This window comes from Stenotrophomonas sp. 107298_Sma (assembly GCF_056480345.1).
Genome location: NZ_CM151094.1, coordinates 3,776,516 through 3,792,688 on the forward strand (window position 1 = coordinate 3,776,516; position 16,173 = coordinate 3,792,688).

Here is a 16,173-nt window from a genome sequence, read left to right on the forward strand (position 1 = left end):
GGGCTTGGCCGCGGCATCCATGCCGCGGACACCCCCGCAACCGGACCCACCCCGCCTTCGACAGATTTCCGCGGTCTGTCGGAACGGCGGATGTTGGTAGGTGTCGACCTTGGTCGACACATCCACGCAATGCGTGGATGAACATGGAAATGATCGAAAGCGCTGTCTGTAGAGTCGAGCCTTGCTCGACTCCCGCGCGCAGCGCGATGTAGATCTACGCCATGCGTGGATGTGTGGACCAAGGTCCACACCCACCAAGGCGGTATTAGGCCGAGGCGTAACGCACGGCGGTGCCGATCCAGCGCTGCACCACACGATCGGCCAGCGCGGGCTGCTGCGCCAGCAGGCGCTCAGCCAGCTCATGCACGCCCGGCAGCAGACCGGCATCGCGCGCGAGATCAGCAATGCGGAAGCCGGCCAGGCCGGTCTGCCGGGTACCCAGCAGTTCGCCCGGGCCACGCAGCTCCAGATCCTTTTCGGCGATGACGAAACCATCGTTCGTTTCGCGCATGGTCTGCAAACGCTCGCGCGCCATCTGCGAAAGCGGGGCCTGGTACAGCAGCACGCAGCGCGAGACCGCCGAGCCACGACCGACGCGGCCGCGCAGCTGATGCAGCTGCGCCAGGCCCAGGCGCTCGGCATTCTCGATCACCATCAGCGAAGCATTGGGCACATCCACGCCCACTTCAATCACGGTGGTCGCCACCAGCAGATCGATCTCGCCGGCCTTGAACGCGACCATCGTGGCCAGCTTTTCCGCCGCCTTCAGCCGGCCATGCACCAGGCCGACGCGCACGCCCGGCAGCAGCGCCTGCAGCGATTCGTAGGTGGCCTGCGCCGGCGTGGCGTCGAGCTCTTCGCTTTCCTCGATGAGCGTGCACACCCAGTACACCTGCCGCCCTTCCTGGCAGGCCAGGGCGATGCGCTCGATCAGTTCCGGGCGGCGATCGTTGTTCAATGCGACGGTCTGCACCGGGGTGCGGCCCGGCGGCAGTTCGTCGATGGCCGAGACATCCAGATCGGCGTATTCGGACATCGCCAGCGTCCGCGGAATCGGCGTGGCGGTCATCACCAGCTGGTGCGGCACGCTGTTGCCGCCCGCGCCCTTGTCGCGCAGCGCCAACCGCTGGTGCACGCCGAAGCGGTGCTGCTCGTCGACGATGGCCAGGGCCAGATCCTGGAACACCACCGCCTCCTGCATCAGCGCATGGGTGCCCACCACCACCTGTGCTTCGCCGGTGGCGACCTGTTCCATCACCTTGGCGCGCGCCTTGCCGGTGACCTTGCCGGCCAGCCACGCGATGTGCACGCCGAGCGGTTCCAGCCAGCCGCGCAGGTTGTTGAGATGCTGCTCAGCCAGCAGTTCGGTGGGGGCAGCCAGTGCCACCTGCTTGCCCTGCTCCACCGCCAGCATGGCAGCCAGCGCGGCGACCACGGTCTTGCCGGAGCCGACGTCGCCCTGCACCAGCCGCAGCATCGGGCTGGGCCGCGCGAGATCTTCGCGGATCTGCTTGAACACACGTGTCTGCGCGCCGGTCAGCGCGAACGGTAGCTGCTTCAACAACGCCTTGGCCAGTTTGCCGGGGCCGGCCAGCGGCGGCGCATGATGCGCCTGCAAGGCAATGCGCTGGCGACGCAGGCTGAGGTGATGGGCCAATAGTTCTTCCATCGCCAGCCGGCGCTGCGCCGGATGCGTCCCGGCGGCCAGTGCAGCCAGGTCGGCATCCGGCGGCGGCCGGTGCACGGTCAGCAGCGCGCTGCGCAGTGACGGCAGGCCCAGGCCATCCAGCCAGCCATTGGGCAGCAGTTCCAACGTGCTTTCCTCGGGCAGGCGGTCCAGCGCCTGGCCGATCAGCTTGCGCATGGTCATCGGGCCAACGCCTTCGACGGTGGGATACACCGGGTCGAGGCGGTCGCCGAGTTCGGGATCGTCGTTGCGGCCCAGCACCTGGTAGCTGGGATGGACGATTTCCAGGCCGAGATGGCCGGGTTTGGGCGTGCCGAAGCAGCGCAGCCGGTTGCCGACCGCGAACTGTCCGACCTGCTGCTGGCGGAAGTGGAAGAAGCGCAGCACCAGGGTGCCCTGCCCTTCGTCTTCCACCGCCACTTTCAGCATCGGCCGGTAGCGCATGCCGCGCTCGACCGCGACCACCCGCCCTTCCACCTGCGCCGGCACGCCGTTGCGCAGGTCTTCGATGCGGGTCAGCCGGGTGCGGTCTTCATAGCGCAGCGGCAGATGAAGCCAGAGATCCTGCAGGGTGGCCAGGCCACGTGTCTGCAGTTTGGCGGCCACGGCCGGACCGACGCCGGCGAGCATCGCAAGCGATGCTTCGCCGGACGGTGACAGGACCGGGGTGACCGCCGCCTTGCGTGCCACGTGGTGGTCAGTCGATGACCATCACCGCGTCAACCTCGAAGTTGGCACCCTTCGGCAGGCCGGAGACTTCGATGGTGGAACGGGCCGGGAACGGGGCCTGGAAGTAGTCCTGCATGACCGCGTTGACCTTGGCGAACTCGCCCAGATCGGTCAGGTACAGGCCCAGACGCACGACCTTGTCCAGCGAGCCGCCAGCGGCTTCGGCCACAGCCTTGAGGTTGTCGAAGGCGCGGCGGGCCTGCGCTTCGACGTCACCGGCGCCGACGATGTCGCCGGTGGCCGGGTCGAGCGGAATCTGGCCGGAGAAATACACGGTGTTGCCGGCGCGCACGGCCTGCGAGTACGGGCCGATGGCGGCCGGGGCCTTTTCGGTGTTGATGATCTGGCGGGACATGGGTCGCTCCGGTGCTTTTGGGGGAAAACAGAGCGGTGATTGTACCGGGTGGGCGCGCATCCACGCATGGCGTGGATCTACCGCGCCGCTTCGGTAGTGCCGGCCGCTGGCCGGCAACCTCATGAACGTCGGAAGCACCGCGAAGTTGCCGGCCAGCGGCCGGCACTACCGGAAGCATCCACGAATGGCGTGGACCTGCAGCGGGATTCAATGGGGTCGGATCCCTCTCCGTTGGAGAGGGATCCGACCCCGGGTTCGCGTTACTGCCGGCGCACGGCCTGCACGACCGACAGGCGGCGCAGGCGGCGCATCACTTCGGCCAGGTGGTTGCGGTCGCGTACCTGGATGTTGAACGCCAGCACGGCGGCGTTGAAGTCGCGGTCCAGGTAGTCCACGCGCTCGATGTTGGAGTGGCTCTGCGCGATGGCCGCGGCCAGTTGCGCCAGCACGCCGGTGCCGTTCTCCACTTCCACCACCAGCGAGGTGTCGTAGTCCCCGGAAACGGTGGTATCCCAGCCGATCGGCACCCAGCGCTCGGGTGACTTGCGCAGTTCGGCCAGGTTCGGGCAGTCCATGCGGTGCACCACGATGCCCTTGCCGGCTGTGTGGTAGCCCATGATCTCGTCGCCGGGAATCGGCTGGCAGCAGCCGGCGAAGGTGACCACGCCGCGTTCGCTGCCGTTGATCAGGATCTTCTCCTGCGAGTGGTGGCGCGAATGCGGGCCGCCCCGCAGTTCGGCGTAGGCCATCAGCGCCTGTGCGGCCTGGGTCGGCATCCAGTTGCCCAGCGCAACTTCGGCCAGCAGCGCCTCCAGGCGCGGGAACCGGTGCTCGGCCAGGAACGCATCCAGGCGTCCCTTCGGCAGCCGCTCCAGCGAGCTGTCCATCGCTTCCAGCGCGCGGTCGAGCATGCGGTGCCCCAGCTGCACGGCGTCTTCGTGCTCCAGCTGCTTGAGCTGGTGGCGGATGGCGGTGCGTGCCTTGCTGGTGACCACGAATTCCAGCCACTGCGGTTTCGGCGTGGCCGAGCGCGCGGTGATGATCTCTACCGACTGGCCCGACACCAGCTTGGTCCGCAACGGCACCAGTTTCTTGTCCACGCGCGAGGCCACGGCCATGTTGCCGACGTCGGTATGCACGGCGTAGGCGAAGTCGAGCGCGGTGGAGTTGCGCGGCAGCGCGAGGATCTTGCCCTTCGGGGTGAAAAGGTAGACCTCGTCCGGGAACAGGTCGACCTTGACGTTGTCGAGGAACTCCAGCGAGGAACCGGCAGCGCGCTGCGAGTCGATCAGTTCGACGATCCAGGCATGTGCGCGGCTCTGTGCGCTGTTGGGTGAATCACCACCGAACTTGTAGGTCCAGTGCGCGGCCACACCGCGTTCGGCGATCAGGTCCATTTCCTCGGTACGGATCTGCACTTCGATCGGCGAGCCATACGGCCCGAACAGCACCGTGTGCAGCGACTGGTAGCCGTTGGCCTTGGGAATGGCGATGAAGTCGCGGAAGCGCCCATCCAGCGGCTTGAAGGTAGCGTGCACCGAACCCAGCGCGTGGTAGCAGCTGGGCACGCTGCGCACGACCAGGCGGAAACCGAACACATCCATCACCTGATCGAAGGATTTGTTCTCTTCGTGCATCTTGTTGTAGATGCTCCACGGCGTCTTGATGCGGCTGACCAGGCGGTGCTCGATGCCCTCCTTGGCCAGGCGCTGCGACAACTGCACTTCCACCTGCGCCAGCGCCTCGCGGCGCACCACCGGCTGACTGCGGATGTGCTTTTCCAGGATGGCATGGCGCCACGGATACAGCGCCTTGAACCCGAGGTTCTGCAGTTCGCTCTTGACCAGGCTCATGCCCAGGCGCTGGGCGATAGGCGCGTAGATCTCCAGCGTCTCGCGGGCGATGCGGCCACGTGCCTCGCGGCTCTGCGCGCCCAGCGTGCGCATGTTGTGCAGGCGGTCGGCCAGCTTGATCATGATCACGCGCAGGTCGCGCGACATCGCCAGCAGCATCTTGCGGAAGCTCTCGGCGGCAGCCTCCTGGCGGTCGCGGAACTTCAGCTTGTCCAGCTTGGTCACGCCGTCGACCAGCTCGGCCACGGCCTCACCGAACTCGGCCGCCAGCGCCTCACGGGTCAGGGGGGTGTCTTCGATGGTGTCGTGCAGGATCGCAGCGATCAGCGCTTCCACGTCCAGGCCCAGCTCGGCCAGCACCTGGGCCACGGCCACCGGATGGGTGATATAGGGCTCGCCCGACTTGCGCGTCTGCCCAGCATGCGCGGCGGCTCCAACTTCCCAGGCGCGGCGCAGCAGCGGCAGCTGCTCGGGCGGCAGGTAGTGGGCGGCGCGTTCAAGCTGGAGGACGTAGTCGGGTACGGCGGCAGCGGGGACTGCGGCGACCTTGGCAGTGGGGCCTGGGTTCATGCCCGAAGCCTATGCCAGTGCGCCGTTTACGGCAAATCCTGAATGCGAAACAGCCCGCACGGGGCGGGCTGTTCGGCGTATCCAGCAATGACCTTGATCGATGCGATCAATCGTCGTTCTTGGACATGTCTTCGTCGGCGACCACTTCGGCGGCGGCCCACTCCAGCGCTTCGCGCTCGGCGCGCTCACGCTCGGCCTTCTCGACTTCGTCGATCAGCGCGTTGTCGATCTTGCGGGCGGCGATTTCGCGCAGTGCCAGCACGGTCGGCTTGTCCTCGGTCTCGCTGTTGTCCAGCGTGGCCTGCACGCCGTTGGCGAGCTGGCGGGCACGCTTGGAAGCCATCATGACCAGTTCGAAACGGTTGTTAACGACTTCCAGGCAATCTTCTACGGTGATGCGGGCCATACGGGCTCCCGGCGACCGGTCGGCCGCTCAGTCGAATGAGGGAAAGGGGACGGAGTGTACTGGCAGGGGCTGGACAAAATCAAGCCAACCCCCACCCGATTCTTTTGGAATCAGTCAGTTGCGCCCGGATCAGGGGTCAGCAGCGCCTGGATCAGGCCGGCGTGGCGGACCTTCTGGGCCTCCCGGCGCAGGCGGCTGGCGGTGAAGATGGCACACAGCTCGTCCACGGCGGTGTCGAACACCTCGTTGACGATGACGTAGTCGAACTCGTTGAAGTGCAGCATCTCGTCACGGGCGGCACCCAGGCGCTGGGCGATGACCGCCTCGCTGTCCTGGCCGCGCTTGCGCATGCGGTCCTGCAGGGCCTGCTTGGACGGCGGCAGGATGAACACGGTGACCGTGCCCGGCACCAGCTGGCGTACCTGCTGCGCGCCCTGCCAGTCGATTTCCAGCAGCACGTCCTGGCCGGCAGCCAGCTGCGGTTCCACCGACTGGCGGGCGGTGCCCTTCCAGTCGCCGTGCACCCAGGCATGCTCGAAGAAGTCGCCGGCAGCGATCATCTGCTCGAACTTCTCGGCACTGACGAAGTGGTAGTGCTGGCCGTTCACTTCACCCGGGCGCATCGCGCGCGAAGTGAAGGAGATCGACAGGGCGATCTGCGGATCACGCGCCAGGGTGGCATTGACGATGCTGCTCTTGCCGGCACCGGAGGGGGCGGCAACGATGTACAGCGTGCCGCGCGCAACGGCGTCCGACGGCTTCGACGGGGCGCTCATGCGCGGAACCCAACTGGTTGATTTCGCAAAATTTTTCCTCAGTGTTCCAGATCCGGCGCGGAGGATCGCGCCAGGACGGCGGGGGCTGCGCGGAACATCCTGGAACCAGGCCCGGCAGACGGCTCCCCGGGGTGCGGGCACGCAACTTTAGCAGAGGCGCCCCTTTCCGCGCCCGGCCAGCAGGGTGCAGGGCCTTGTGCCACATGGGCGTGCGGGGGCCTGTGCTATAACCGGGCCGTACCCACCGACAGCCCGGAGGCCTGCGCCTCCTCGCCATCCCAGGAGAACGGCATGCCCTCGATGAGCCGCCGCCAGTTCCTGAAAGTGACCGGGACAACCCTGGTCGGCTCCAGTCTGGCATTGATGGGCTTCGCGCCCGGCATCGCGCTCGCGGAGGTCAGGCAGTACAAGCTGACCCGCGCGACCGAGACCCGCAACACCTGTACGTACTGTTCGGTGGCCTGCGGCATCCTGATGTACAGCCTCGGCGATGGCGCCAAGAACGCCGAGCCGAGCATCTTCCATATCGAGGGCGACCCGGACCATCCGGTCAACCGCGGCACGCTGTGCCCGAAGGGTGCCGGCCTGGCCGACATCATCCACAGCAAGTCGCGCCTGCTCTACCCCGAGTACCGCGCGCCGGGCTCGAACGAGTGGAAGCGGCTGAGCTGGGACGATGCGCTGGACCGCATCGCCCGGCTGATGAAGGAAGACCGCGATGCCAACTTCGTGCAGAAGAACGAGGCCGGGCAGACGGTCAACCGCTGGCTGACCACCGGCATGCTGGCCGCCTCGGCCACCAGCAATGAAACCGCGGTGCTGACCCACAAGGTCGTGCGCTCGCTTGGCATGTTGGCATTCGACAACCAGGCACGTGTCTGACACGGCCCGACGGTGGCAGGTCTTGCCCCGACGCTAGGCCGTGGTGCGATGACGAATCACTGGGTCGACATCAAGAATGCCGACCTGGTGCTGATCATGGGTGGCAATGCCGCCGAGGCACACCCGTGCGGTTTCAAATGGGTGACCGAGGCCAAGGCCCACAACAAGGCACGCCTGATCGTGGTCGATCCGCGTTTCAACCGCTCGGCCGCGGTGGCCGACGTATACGCGCCGATCCGCACCGGCACCGACATCGTGTTCCTGGGCGGCCTGATCAACTATCTGTTGACAGAAGACCGCATCCAGCACGAGTACGTGCTGAACTACACCGACATGTCGTTCCTGGTGAAGGACGAGTTCGCCTTCAAGGACGGCCTGTATTCGGGCTACAACGAGGAGAAGCGCAGCTACGACCGTTCCAGCTGGGACTACGTGTACGGCGATGACGGTTTCGTGCGCAGCGACCCGACGCTGAAGGACCCGCGCTGCGTCTACACCCTGCTCAAGCAGCACTACGCGCGCTACACCGTGGAGATGGTCGAACGTATCTGCGGCACGCCGGCCGACAGCATCCGCCAGGTCTGGGACATGATCGCGTCCACCGCCGGCAAGGACAAGGCGATGACCATCCTGTACGCGCTGGGCTGGACGCAGCACTCGGTGGGCGCACAGAACGTGCGTGCCGGCACCATGGTGCAGCTGCTGCTGGGCAACATCGGCGTGGCCGGCGGTGGGATGAACGCGCTGCGCGGGCATTCCAACATCCAGGGCCTGACCGACATCGGCCTGATGTCCGACCTGCTGCCCGGCTACCTGACCCTGCCGAAGCAGGACGAGCAGGACTACGACGCCTACATCGCCAAGCGCACGCAGAAGCCCCTGCGCGCCAACCAGATGTCGTTCTGGCAGAACTACCCGAAGTTCCACGTCAGCCTGATGAAGTCGTGGTGGGGCGACGCCGCCACCGCCGACAACAACTGGTGCTTCGACCATCTGCCCAAGCTCGACAAACCGTACGACATGCTGCAGGCGTACGAGCTGATGAACGAAGGCAAGATCCACGGCTACATCTGCCAGGGCTTCAATCCGCTGGCCTCGGCGCCGAACAAGGGCAAACTGATCAGCGCGTTCTCCAAGCTCAAGTTCATGGTCAGCATGGACCCGCTGGAAACCGAGACCATCGCGTTCTGGCAGAACCACGGCGCGTTGAACGACGTCGACCCGGGCACGATCCAGACCGAAGTGTTCCGCCTGCCGACCACCTCGTTCGCCGAGGAAAACGGCGCGGTGGTGAATTCCTCGCGCTGGCTGCAGTGGCACTGGAAGGGGGCCAATCCGCCGGGCGAAGCGCGCAGCGACATCGAGATCATGTCCGAACTGTTCCATCGCATCAAAGCGATGTACGAAAAGGACGGTGGTGCGTGGTGGGAGCCGGTGCGCGACCTGGCCTGGAAGTATTCCAACCCGGAACTGCCGACGCCGGAAGAACTGGCGATGGAGTACAACGGCAAGGCGCTGGTGGACGTGTTCGATCCGAAGGACCCGACCAAGCTGGTGCGCAAGGCCGGCGAGCAGCTGGCCGCATTTGGCGACCTGCGCGACGACGGCAGCACCGCCTCCGGCTGCTGGATCTACATCGGAGCCTGGGGCCCGACCGGCAACATGATGGCGCGGCGTGACAACAGCGACCCCACCGGCATCGGCAACACGCTGGGCTGGGCCTGGGCGTGGCCTGCCAACCGCCGCGTGATGTACAACCGCGCCTCGTGCGACGTGGCCGGCCAGCCGTTCGATCCCCGGCGCACACTGCTCGCCTGGAACGGCAGGAACTGGGGCAGCGTGGACGTGCCGGACTTCAAGGCCGACGAAGATCCCGCCGGCGGCATGGGTCCGTTCATCATGAACCCGGAAGGCATTGCCCGCTTCTTCGCCAAGGCAGGCATGGCCGAGGGCCCGTTCCCGGAGCACTACGAACCTTTCGATACACCGCTGCGCAGCAACCCGCTCAGCCCTGGCCAGGCACTGACGCTGAACAACCCGGCGGCCCGTGTGTTCGACAGCGATCGTGCACAGATCGGTTCGCCGGATGAGTTCCCGCATGTGGCCACCACTTACCGGTTGACCGAGCATTTCCACTTCTGGACCAAGCACGGCAAGCTCAACGCCATCATCCAGCCCGAGCAGTTCGTCGAGATCGGCGCGGCATTGGCCGACGAGCTGGGCATCAACAACGGCAGCCGCGTGCGGGTCAGTTCCAAGCGTGGCCACATCGAAGCGGTGGCGATGGTGACCAAGCGCATCAAGGCCCTGCAGATTGATGGCAAAACCGTGCACCAGGTGGGCGTGCCGATCCACTGGGGCTTCCTCGGTGCGGCCAAGCCCGGATACATCGCCAATACACTGACCAACGCCATCGGTGACGGCAACTCGCAGACGCCCGAATCGAAGTGCATCCTGGTCAAGGTCGAGAAGGTGTAGGAGACACGCCATGTCACTGCAATCGCTGGATATCATCCGCCGCTCGGCCACCACCACGCCCTCGCCGGAGGCACGTGGTGCGCACACCGGCCAGGTCGCCAAGCTGATCGATGTGAGCAAGTGCATCGGCTGCAAGGCCTGCCAGGTCGCCTGCATGGAGTGGAACGACCTGCGCGACGAGGTCGGCAGCTGCGTTGGCAGCTATGACAACCCGCCCGACCTGAGCGACCAGTCGTGGACGGTGATGAAGTTCCGCGAGTACGAGGACGAGAAAGGCAAGCTGGAGTGGCTGATCCGCAAGGAAGGCTGCATGCACTGCGCCGACCCGGGATGCCTGAAGGCCTGCCCGTCACCGGGTGCGATCATCCAGTACGCCAACGGTATCGTCGACTTCCAGGAAGAGAACTGCATCGGCTGCGGCTACTGCGTGACCGGCTGCCCGTTCGACGTGCCGCGCATTTCCAAGAAGGACCACAAGGCCTACAAGTGCACGCTGTGTTCGGACAGGGTGGCGGTGGGCCAGGAACCGGCCTGCGTGAAGACCTGCCCGACCGGTGCGATCACCTTCGGCAGCAAGCAGGCGATGACCGAGCATGCCGCGGGGCGCGTGGAAGACCTGAAATCGCGTGGCTACGAAAACGCTGGCTTGTACGACCCGCAGGGCGTCGGCGGAACCCACGTGATGTATGTGCTGCAGCACGTGGACAAGCCCGAGCTGTACGCCGACCTGCCCAAGGACCCGCGCATCAGCCCGATGGTGGAGGTGTGGAAGGGCGTGGCCAAGCCGCTGGGCGTTCTGGCGATCGCCGCCACCGCCTTCGCCGGCTTCCTGCATTACATCGGCATCGGCCGCAACACGGTGAACGATGAGGAAGAAGAAGAGGCCGAGCACGAGGCGAAGAAGATCGAAGAGGAGCAGCGGCCATGAAGTACGCCCCGCACCCGCGGCAGATCGTGCGTTACCGCGCACCGACCCGCATCAACCACTGGATCGTGGCGATCTGCTTCGTGCTGACCGCGCTGTCCGGGCTGGCCTTGTTCCACCCTGCCCTGTTCCCGCTGACCCAGCTGTTCGGCGGCGGGCCGTGGACGCGCATCCTGCACCCGTTCATCGGCCTGGCGATGGTGGTGGGCTTCGCCTTGCTGGCGTTCCGCATGTGGCGCGACAACCTGCCGACCGCCGACGACGGCAAGTGGATGCGTGGCATGCGCGATGTGCTGCGCAACGAGGACGAGAAGCTGCCGCCGGTGGGGCGCTTCAATGCCGGCCAGAAGCTGCTGTTCTGGGCCATCATCGGTTGCCTGTCGGCGCTGCTGCTGACCGGCTTCGTGATCTGGCGGCAGTACTTCAGCCACTTCTTCCCGATCGGGGTGATCCGCTTCTCGGTACTTGCCCATGCGCTGTTCGGCTGGGTGCTGGTATGCGCGATCGTGGTGCACATCTACGCGGCGATCTGGATCAAGGGCTCGGTGCGGGCGATGACCCAGGGCAAGGTGACCTATGGGTGGGCGTACAAGCACCACCGGCAGTGGTTCCGGGACATCCTGCGCGGGCGGCGGGGAGAGGGTTGACGACAGGGCCTGCGGCCCTGCACCCGCAAAATCAACGCCAACGTCAACGGCAAAAGCGGGTTTCCTGGGGATGGCGGGGTGGGTCCGGTTGCGGGGGCCGCTGCAAGTACGTCCATGTAAGCTCGGTCGCCGCATCCATGCGGCTCACGCCCCCGCAACCGGACCCACCCCGCCTTCGACAGTTTCCTGCGATCTGTCGGGACGGCGTTCTGCGTTGCTCTTGGTGGGTGTCGACCTTGGTCGACACGATGAACACGGCAACGACCGATGGGGTCAGATCCGTTTTCCTCTGGAGAACGGATCTGACCCCATCCTTTCAAATGGCCGGCAGCACGCTGGACGCCAGCGCCGACAACGGCGAGGATGGAGGCTGGTTCTTCCGGCTGGCCCTGCATGGCGCAACGCATCCTTGAACCCGGTGAAATCGAGACGCTGGCCTCGCGCGATGTTCCGCGCATCATCCTGCCCGATGCTGCGTCCCTGTTCGCCGATCGCGCGGCCCGCCTCCGCAGCCTGGCCACGCACAGTGCCATCGGCGGTTACCTGCAGTTGCTGGCGGCGTTGGCCGATGCGCAGCAGGCGCTGCTGGATGAATTGACGCCGCAGCAACGTGAAGCGCTGCAGGTGCAGGCCCGCGCGCAACAGTCGAGCGCTGCGGCCGGCGCCGGCATGCCGCTGCGTCCCGCCAACACTCTCCATCTCGACGACCGCTGGCACGGTTGGTTGCGCACGCTATGCCAACACTGTGCCGATGAAGCCGGCCTGCCGGCGGAAACCCGCCAGGAACTGCAACGCGTTGCCGCTGCGGATGACGCGTGGCTGGATGCGCAGGCTCACGCAGTGCTGGAGCGGGACGATGCACCGTCGCTGGATGCGGTGGCTGCGCTGCTGGTGATGACGGCGCTGCAGGTGTACTGGGCGGTATTGGCCGAGAGCTTCCGCCCGGCCGATCTGAAGCCGCTGGCCGATGCACCCGGGCTGTGCCCGTTGTGCGGCACCCTGCCGGTGGTGAGCGTGGTGCAGGCACGCCCACCCTATGCGTCCTATCGCTACCTGTCGTGCGCGTTGTGCGCCTGCCAGTGGCATTACGTGCGCGTGCAGTGCAGTCAATGCGGCACCGCCGGCAAGGACATCGCCTACCGTGCCTTGGCCGATGTGGATGGCGATGCCGGCCACGCCGTGCGCGAGAGTGCGGTGCGTGCCGAGACCTGCGACCACTGCCACAGCTACCGCAAGATCCTGTACCTGGAAAAAGACCCGATGCTGGAGCCGGTGGCCGACGATCTGGGCACCCTCGCACTGGACCTGCTGCTGGCCGAGGAAGGCTACGCGCGTGCCAGCCAGAACCCGCTGCTGTGGCAGGCCGACGGCGACTGACCGATGCCACGCACGCCTCCTGCTCCAGCATCAGCCGCTGCCCTGCCCTCGCTGGATCGGCTGCTGCGACTGCCGGCGTTGTCCGATCTGATTGAAGGCCACGGGCGCAGTCGCATCACCCAGCTGCTGCGCGTGCATCTGCAGGCGCTGCGTGAGCGCATCGGTGCCGCACAGCTCTCGGTCGAGGCCCTTCAGCAGGCCATTGACGGCCCGGCGCTGGTCGCCGCACTCAACGCAGCGCTCGCCGGCGATGCACGCTTGGACCTGCAGCCGATGTACAACCTGACCGGCACCGTGCTGCACACCAATCTGGGCCGCGCCCTGCTGCCCGAGACTGCGGTACAGGCGGTGGCGCGTGCGATGACCGCACCGGTCGATCTGGAATTCGACATCAGCCGGGGCCGCCGCGGCGACCGCGATGCACGGGTGCAGGCGCTTGTCTGCGAATTGACCGGCGCCGAAGCCGCAACCGTGGTCAACAACAATGCGGCAGCGGTCCTGCTGCTGCTCAACAGCCTGGCCAACCGGCGCGACGTGGTGGTGTCGCGCGGCGAACTGGTGGAGATCGGCGGTGCCTTCCGCATTCCCGATGTGATGCGCAGCGCCGGCGCGCGGTTGCTGGAAGTGGGTACCACCAACCGCACTCATCCGGCCGACTTCGCCAACGCCATCGGCGCGCGCACTGCGCTGCTGATGGAGGTTCACGCCAGCAACTACGCGATCACCGGCTTCACCGCCAAGGTCGAGACCGCGAAGATGGCGGCGATCGCGCACGAGCATGGCCTGCCGCTGGTGGTGGACCTGGGCAGCGGCAGCCTGTGTGATCTGGCCCTGTTCGGCCTGCCGCACGAGCCGACCGTGCAGGAAACGCTGGCGGCCGGCGCCGACCTGGTTTCGTTCAGCGGCGACAAGCTGCTGGGCGGACCGCAGGCCGGCATCATCGCCGGCCGCGCCGATCTGATCGCACGGATCAACCGCAACCCGCTGAAGCGCGCGCTGCGCATGGACAAGATGGGGCTGGCCGCGCTGGAAGCGGTACTGGCCCTGTACCGCGAGCCGGAGCTGCTGGCGCACAGGCTGCCGACCCTGCGCACCCTGTCGCGCACGCAGGACGACATCGATGCGCAGGCACAGCGTCTGTTGCAACCGATGCGCGACGGGCTGGCCTCGGAGCACAGCCTTGAACGCGCGGCGATGCACAGCCAGATCGGCAGCGGTGCGCAACCGCAGGCACAGCTGGCCAGTGCCGGACTGCGCGTCACCAGTACACGCCGTGGCGGACTGGATCGCCTGACCAAGCGCCTGCGCCAGCTGCCACAGCCGGTACTGGGCCGCATCGCAGATGACGCATTGTGGCTGGACCTGCGCTGTCTCGAGCCTGCTGACGAAGCCGCCTTCCTCGCGCAATGGAGCACGCTGCAGGCATGATCGTCGGCACCGCCGGGCATATCGACCATGGCAAGACCAGCCTGGTGCGGGCGCTGACCGGCATCGAGACCGACCGCCTGCAGGAAGAGCGCACGCGCGGCATATCGATTGAGCTGGGCTACGCCTATGTGCCCGTTGAAGCCGCCGCCGGAGAAGGACCAGCAGCCACGCTTGGCTTCGTCGATGTGCCCGGCCACGAGCGCTTCGTACACACCATGGTGGCCGGCGCCACCGGCATCGACGTCGCGTTGCTGGTAATTGCCGCCGACGACGGTGTGATGCCGCAGACCCGCGAACATCTGGCGATCCTGCAGCTGTTGGGCGTAGACCGTGGCGCGGTGGCGTTGACCAAGATCGACCGCGTGGATGCCGCACGCCTCGCTCGGGTCGAAATCGAGATCGCTGCATTGCTGGCCGGCACGCCGCTGCAGGACGCTCCCATGTTCGCCTGCAACAGCACGTCACCTGAAGACGCAGGCGTCAGCGCGCTGCGTACCCAACTGCACGCATGGGCCGCGGATGGTGCCAGCATGCGCCAGGCCGGGCTGCGCAGCGAACTGTTCCGCATGCCGGTGGATCGCGTGTTCTCACTGGCCGGCCACGGCACGCTGGTGACCGGCGCAGTGCATGGCGGCGTGGCTACTGTTGGCGAACATCTGCAGCTGATGCCGGCCGCCACTGAAGTTCGCGTGCGCAGCATCCACGCGCAGAACCAGGCCAGCGAACAGGCGGTGGCTGGGCAGCGCTGCGCGCTGAACCTGGCCGCCATCGCCCGCGACGACATCACGCGCGGGGACTGGATCGCCGACCCGCGCGCGCTGCTGGCCACCACCCGTGTCGATGTGCGCCTGCGGCTTTCCGCGCGGGAAGCGCCTCTGCGCGACTGGACGCCACTGCATATCCACTGGGGCACGATGCACCGGCAGGCCCACGTGGTGCTGCTGGAGGACCATGACCACGGCAATGGTCAGTTGGTACAGCTGGTGTTCGACGCACCAGTCTGCGCGATGTGCGGCGACCGCTTCATTGCCCGCGATTCGGCCGCGACCCGTACCCTGGGCGGTGGTGTCGTGCTCGATCCAGATCCCCCGCAGCGGCGTCGGCGCAGCCCGGCGCGGCTCGCGTGGCTGGGGGCGCTGGAGCAACTGGCGGCCGCCGCTGGAGTTGGCCCGCTGCTGCAGCAGGCACCCGCCGGCATTCCCCTCGGCGCCCTGCAGCGCTACTGCCGGCGTGCCGCCGACCGGATCGACCTGCCCGACGACGCGCGCCGCATCACTACCCGCGAAGACACGGTGATCATTCTTGCCCCGCACTGGCAGGCGCTGCGCGAACAGGTGCTCACCTCGCTGCGCGGCTGGCATGAGCGCCGCCCCGACGAACCCGGCGTCGACAGTGGACGCCTGCAGCGCAGCACCCTGCCTGCGCTGGCAACCAGCCTGTGGAACGCCCTGCTGCAGGACCTGCTCGACGATGGCAGCGTGCAGCGCGCGGGTGCATGGTGGCGCTTGCCCGGCCACGATCACGCACCGCCGGAACGCGAACGCCTGCTGCTCGAACGCGTGCTGCCGCAACTGCACGCGGGCGGTTTCGATCCGCCGTGGGTACGTACCCTGGCGGCCGACATCGGCCTGCCCGAGGATGAGGTCCGCGCGGTCCTGCGCCGCGCTGCCGCGCGTGGTGAACTGTTCCAGGTGGTGCCCGACCTGTTCTATGCACCGGCCCGCATCGCCGAGCTGGCCGCGATCGTCGCGCAGCTGTCACAGGCCAGCGGCACGGTGGATGCGGCGGCGTTCCGCGATGCCATCGGCCTCGGCCGCAAGCGCAGCATCCAGATCTTGGAGTTCTTCAATCGCGTTGGCTACACTCGACGCGTCGGTGACCAGCATCGGCCGCGCGGCGACCTGCAGTGGAATGCAGCCCGCGACTGAGCCCACCGGCATTGCCGTACTTTCGGAAGGCATGCGCATCCGGGCATGCGGCTGGGCTTCAAACCCAGTAGGGGGCGTCGATCGTTCCCTGGTAGGTTCGACTCCTGCTGCCTTCCGCCATTCGTGTTTCCG

Annotated in this window: 11 protein-coding genes and 1 tRNA gene; 7 read left to right on the forward strand and 5 right to left on the reverse strand. The window is 66.8% G+C overall.

What is annotated here, in order from left to right; translation table 11 throughout:
- Positions 1 to 265: 265 nt before the first annotated feature.
- From recG to gmk, 5 genes are all read right to left on the reverse strand, one after another.
- The gene (recG, locus tag ACZK2G_RS17595; protein ID WP_426355269.1) at positions 266 to 2,377 is read right to left on the reverse strand and encodes an ATP-dependent DNA helicase RecG; all 2,112 of its coding nucleotides are present in this window, start codon (positions 2,375 to 2,377) and stop codon (positions 266 to 268) included.
- 7 nt (positions 2,378 to 2,384) lie between these two features.
- A complete protein-coding gene (locus tag ACZK2G_RS17600) occupies positions 2,385 to 2,771 on the reverse strand; it encodes a RidA family protein (protein ID WP_012511991.1) in 387 nt (128 codons plus the stop codon).
- Positions 2,772 to 3,031: 260 nt separating this feature from the next.
- Complete coding sequence (locus ACZK2G_RS17605) at positions 3,032 to 5,194, reverse strand: RelA/SpoT family protein (protein ID WP_046987317.1); 2,163 nt, start codon at positions 5,192 to 5,194, stop codon at positions 3,032 to 3,034.
- A gap of 106 nt (positions 5,195 to 5,300) precedes the next feature.
- Positions 5,301 to 5,600: a DNA-directed RNA polymerase subunit omega gene (gene rpoZ, locus ACZK2G_RS17610; RefSeq protein WP_005410877.1), complete on the reverse strand. Its 300-nt coding sequence runs from the start codon at positions 5,598 to 5,600 to the stop codon at positions 5,301 to 5,303.
- 110 nt (positions 5,601 to 5,710) lie between these two features.
- Positions 5,711 to 6,376 carry a guanylate kinase gene (gmk, locus tag ACZK2G_RS17615; RefSeq protein WP_005410878.1) on the reverse strand — a complete coding sequence of 222 codons (666 nt, stop codon included), beginning with the start codon at positions 6,374 to 6,376 and terminating at the stop codon, positions 5,711 to 5,713.
- A gap of 291 nt (positions 6,377 to 6,667) precedes the next feature.
- Here gmk and fdnG point away from each other — a divergent pair, with 291 nt between their 5' ends.
- From fdnG to ACZK2G_RS17650, 7 genes are all read left to right on the forward strand, one after another.
- Positions 6,668 to 9,736: a formate dehydrogenase-N subunit alpha gene (gene fdnG, locus ACZK2G_RS17620; RefSeq protein WP_136639496.1), complete on the forward strand. Its 3,069-nt coding sequence runs from the start codon at positions 6,668 to 6,670 to the stop codon at positions 9,734 to 9,736.
- 10 nt (positions 9,737 to 9,746) lie between these two features.
- Positions 9,747 to 10,664, forward strand: coding sequence for a formate dehydrogenase subunit beta (gene fdxH, locus ACZK2G_RS17625; protein ID WP_006389637.1), 918 nt, complete (start codon positions 9,747 to 9,749; stop codon positions 10,662 to 10,664).
- Complete coding sequence (locus ACZK2G_RS17630; protein ID WP_046987320.1) at positions 10,661 to 11,308, forward strand: formate dehydrogenase subunit gamma; 648 nt, start codon at positions 10,661 to 10,663, stop codon at positions 11,306 to 11,308. The genes fdxH and ACZK2G_RS17630 overlap by 4 nt, the downstream gene beginning before the upstream one ends.
- Positions 11,309 to 11,701: 393 nt before the next feature.
- On the forward strand, positions 11,702 to 12,685 hold the full coding sequence (gene fdhE / locus ACZK2G_RS17635) for a formate dehydrogenase accessory protein FdhE (RefSeq protein ID WP_478473988.1): 984 nt from the start codon (positions 11,702 to 11,704) through the stop codon (positions 12,683 to 12,685).
- Positions 12,686 to 12,688: 3 nt separating this feature from the next.
- Positions 12,689 to 14,113 (forward strand): L-seryl-tRNA(Sec) selenium transferase, encoded by a 1,425-nt coding sequence (gene selA, locus ACZK2G_RS17640; protein ID WP_478473989.1) that lies wholly within the window; start codon positions 12,689 to 12,691, stop codon positions 14,111 to 14,113.
- Positions 14,110 to 16,041: a selenocysteine-specific translation elongation factor gene (gene selB / locus ACZK2G_RS17645; RefSeq protein ID WP_478473991.1), complete on the forward strand. Its 1,932-nt coding sequence runs from the start codon at positions 14,110 to 14,112 to the stop codon at positions 16,039 to 16,041. The genes selA and selB overlap by 4 nt, the downstream gene beginning before the upstream one ends.
- A 24-nt stretch (positions 16,042 to 16,065) precedes the next feature.
- Positions 16,066 to 16,161, forward strand: a tRNA-Sec gene (locus ACZK2G_RS17650).
- Positions 16,162 to 16,173: the final 12 nt, after the last annotated feature.

What these genes read in the sequence shown, in the direction of transcription:
- ACZK2G_RS17600 (WP_012511991.1), bottom strand. Translation starts at nt 2,771, where the DNA reads ATGTCCCGCCAGATCATCAACACCGAAAAGGCCCCGGCCGCCATCGGC.
- ACZK2G_RS17605 (WP_046987317.1), bottom strand. Translation starts at nt 5,194, where the DNA reads ATGAACCCAGGCCCCACTGCCAAGGTCGCCGCAGTCCCCGCTGCCGCC.
- rpoZ (WP_005410877.1), bottom strand. Translation starts at nt 5,600, where the DNA reads ATGGCCCGCATCACCGTAGAAGATTGCCTGGAAGTCGTTAACAACCGT.
- gmk (WP_005410878.1), bottom strand. Translation starts at nt 6,376, where the DNA reads ATGAGCGCCCCGTCGAAGCCGTCGGACGCCGTTGCGCGCGGCACGCTG.
- fdxH (WP_006389637.1), top strand. Translation starts at nt 9,747, where the DNA reads ATGTCACTGCAATCGCTGGATATCATCCGCCGCTCGGCCACCACCACG.
- ACZK2G_RS17630 (WP_046987320.1), top strand. Translation starts at nt 10,661, where the DNA reads ATGAAGTACGCCCCGCACCCGCGGCAGATCGTGCGTTACCGCGCACCG.
- fdhE (WP_478473988.1), top strand. Translation starts at nt 11,702, where the DNA reads ATGGCGCAACGCATCCTTGAACCCGGTGAAATCGAGACGCTGGCCTCG.
- selA (WP_478473989.1), top strand. Translation starts at nt 12,689, where the DNA reads ATGCCACGCACGCCTCCTGCTCCAGCATCAGCCGCTGCCCTGCCCTCG.
- selB (WP_478473991.1), top strand. Translation starts at nt 14,110, where the DNA reads ATGATCGTCGGCACCGCCGGGCATATCGACCATGGCAAGACCAGCCTG.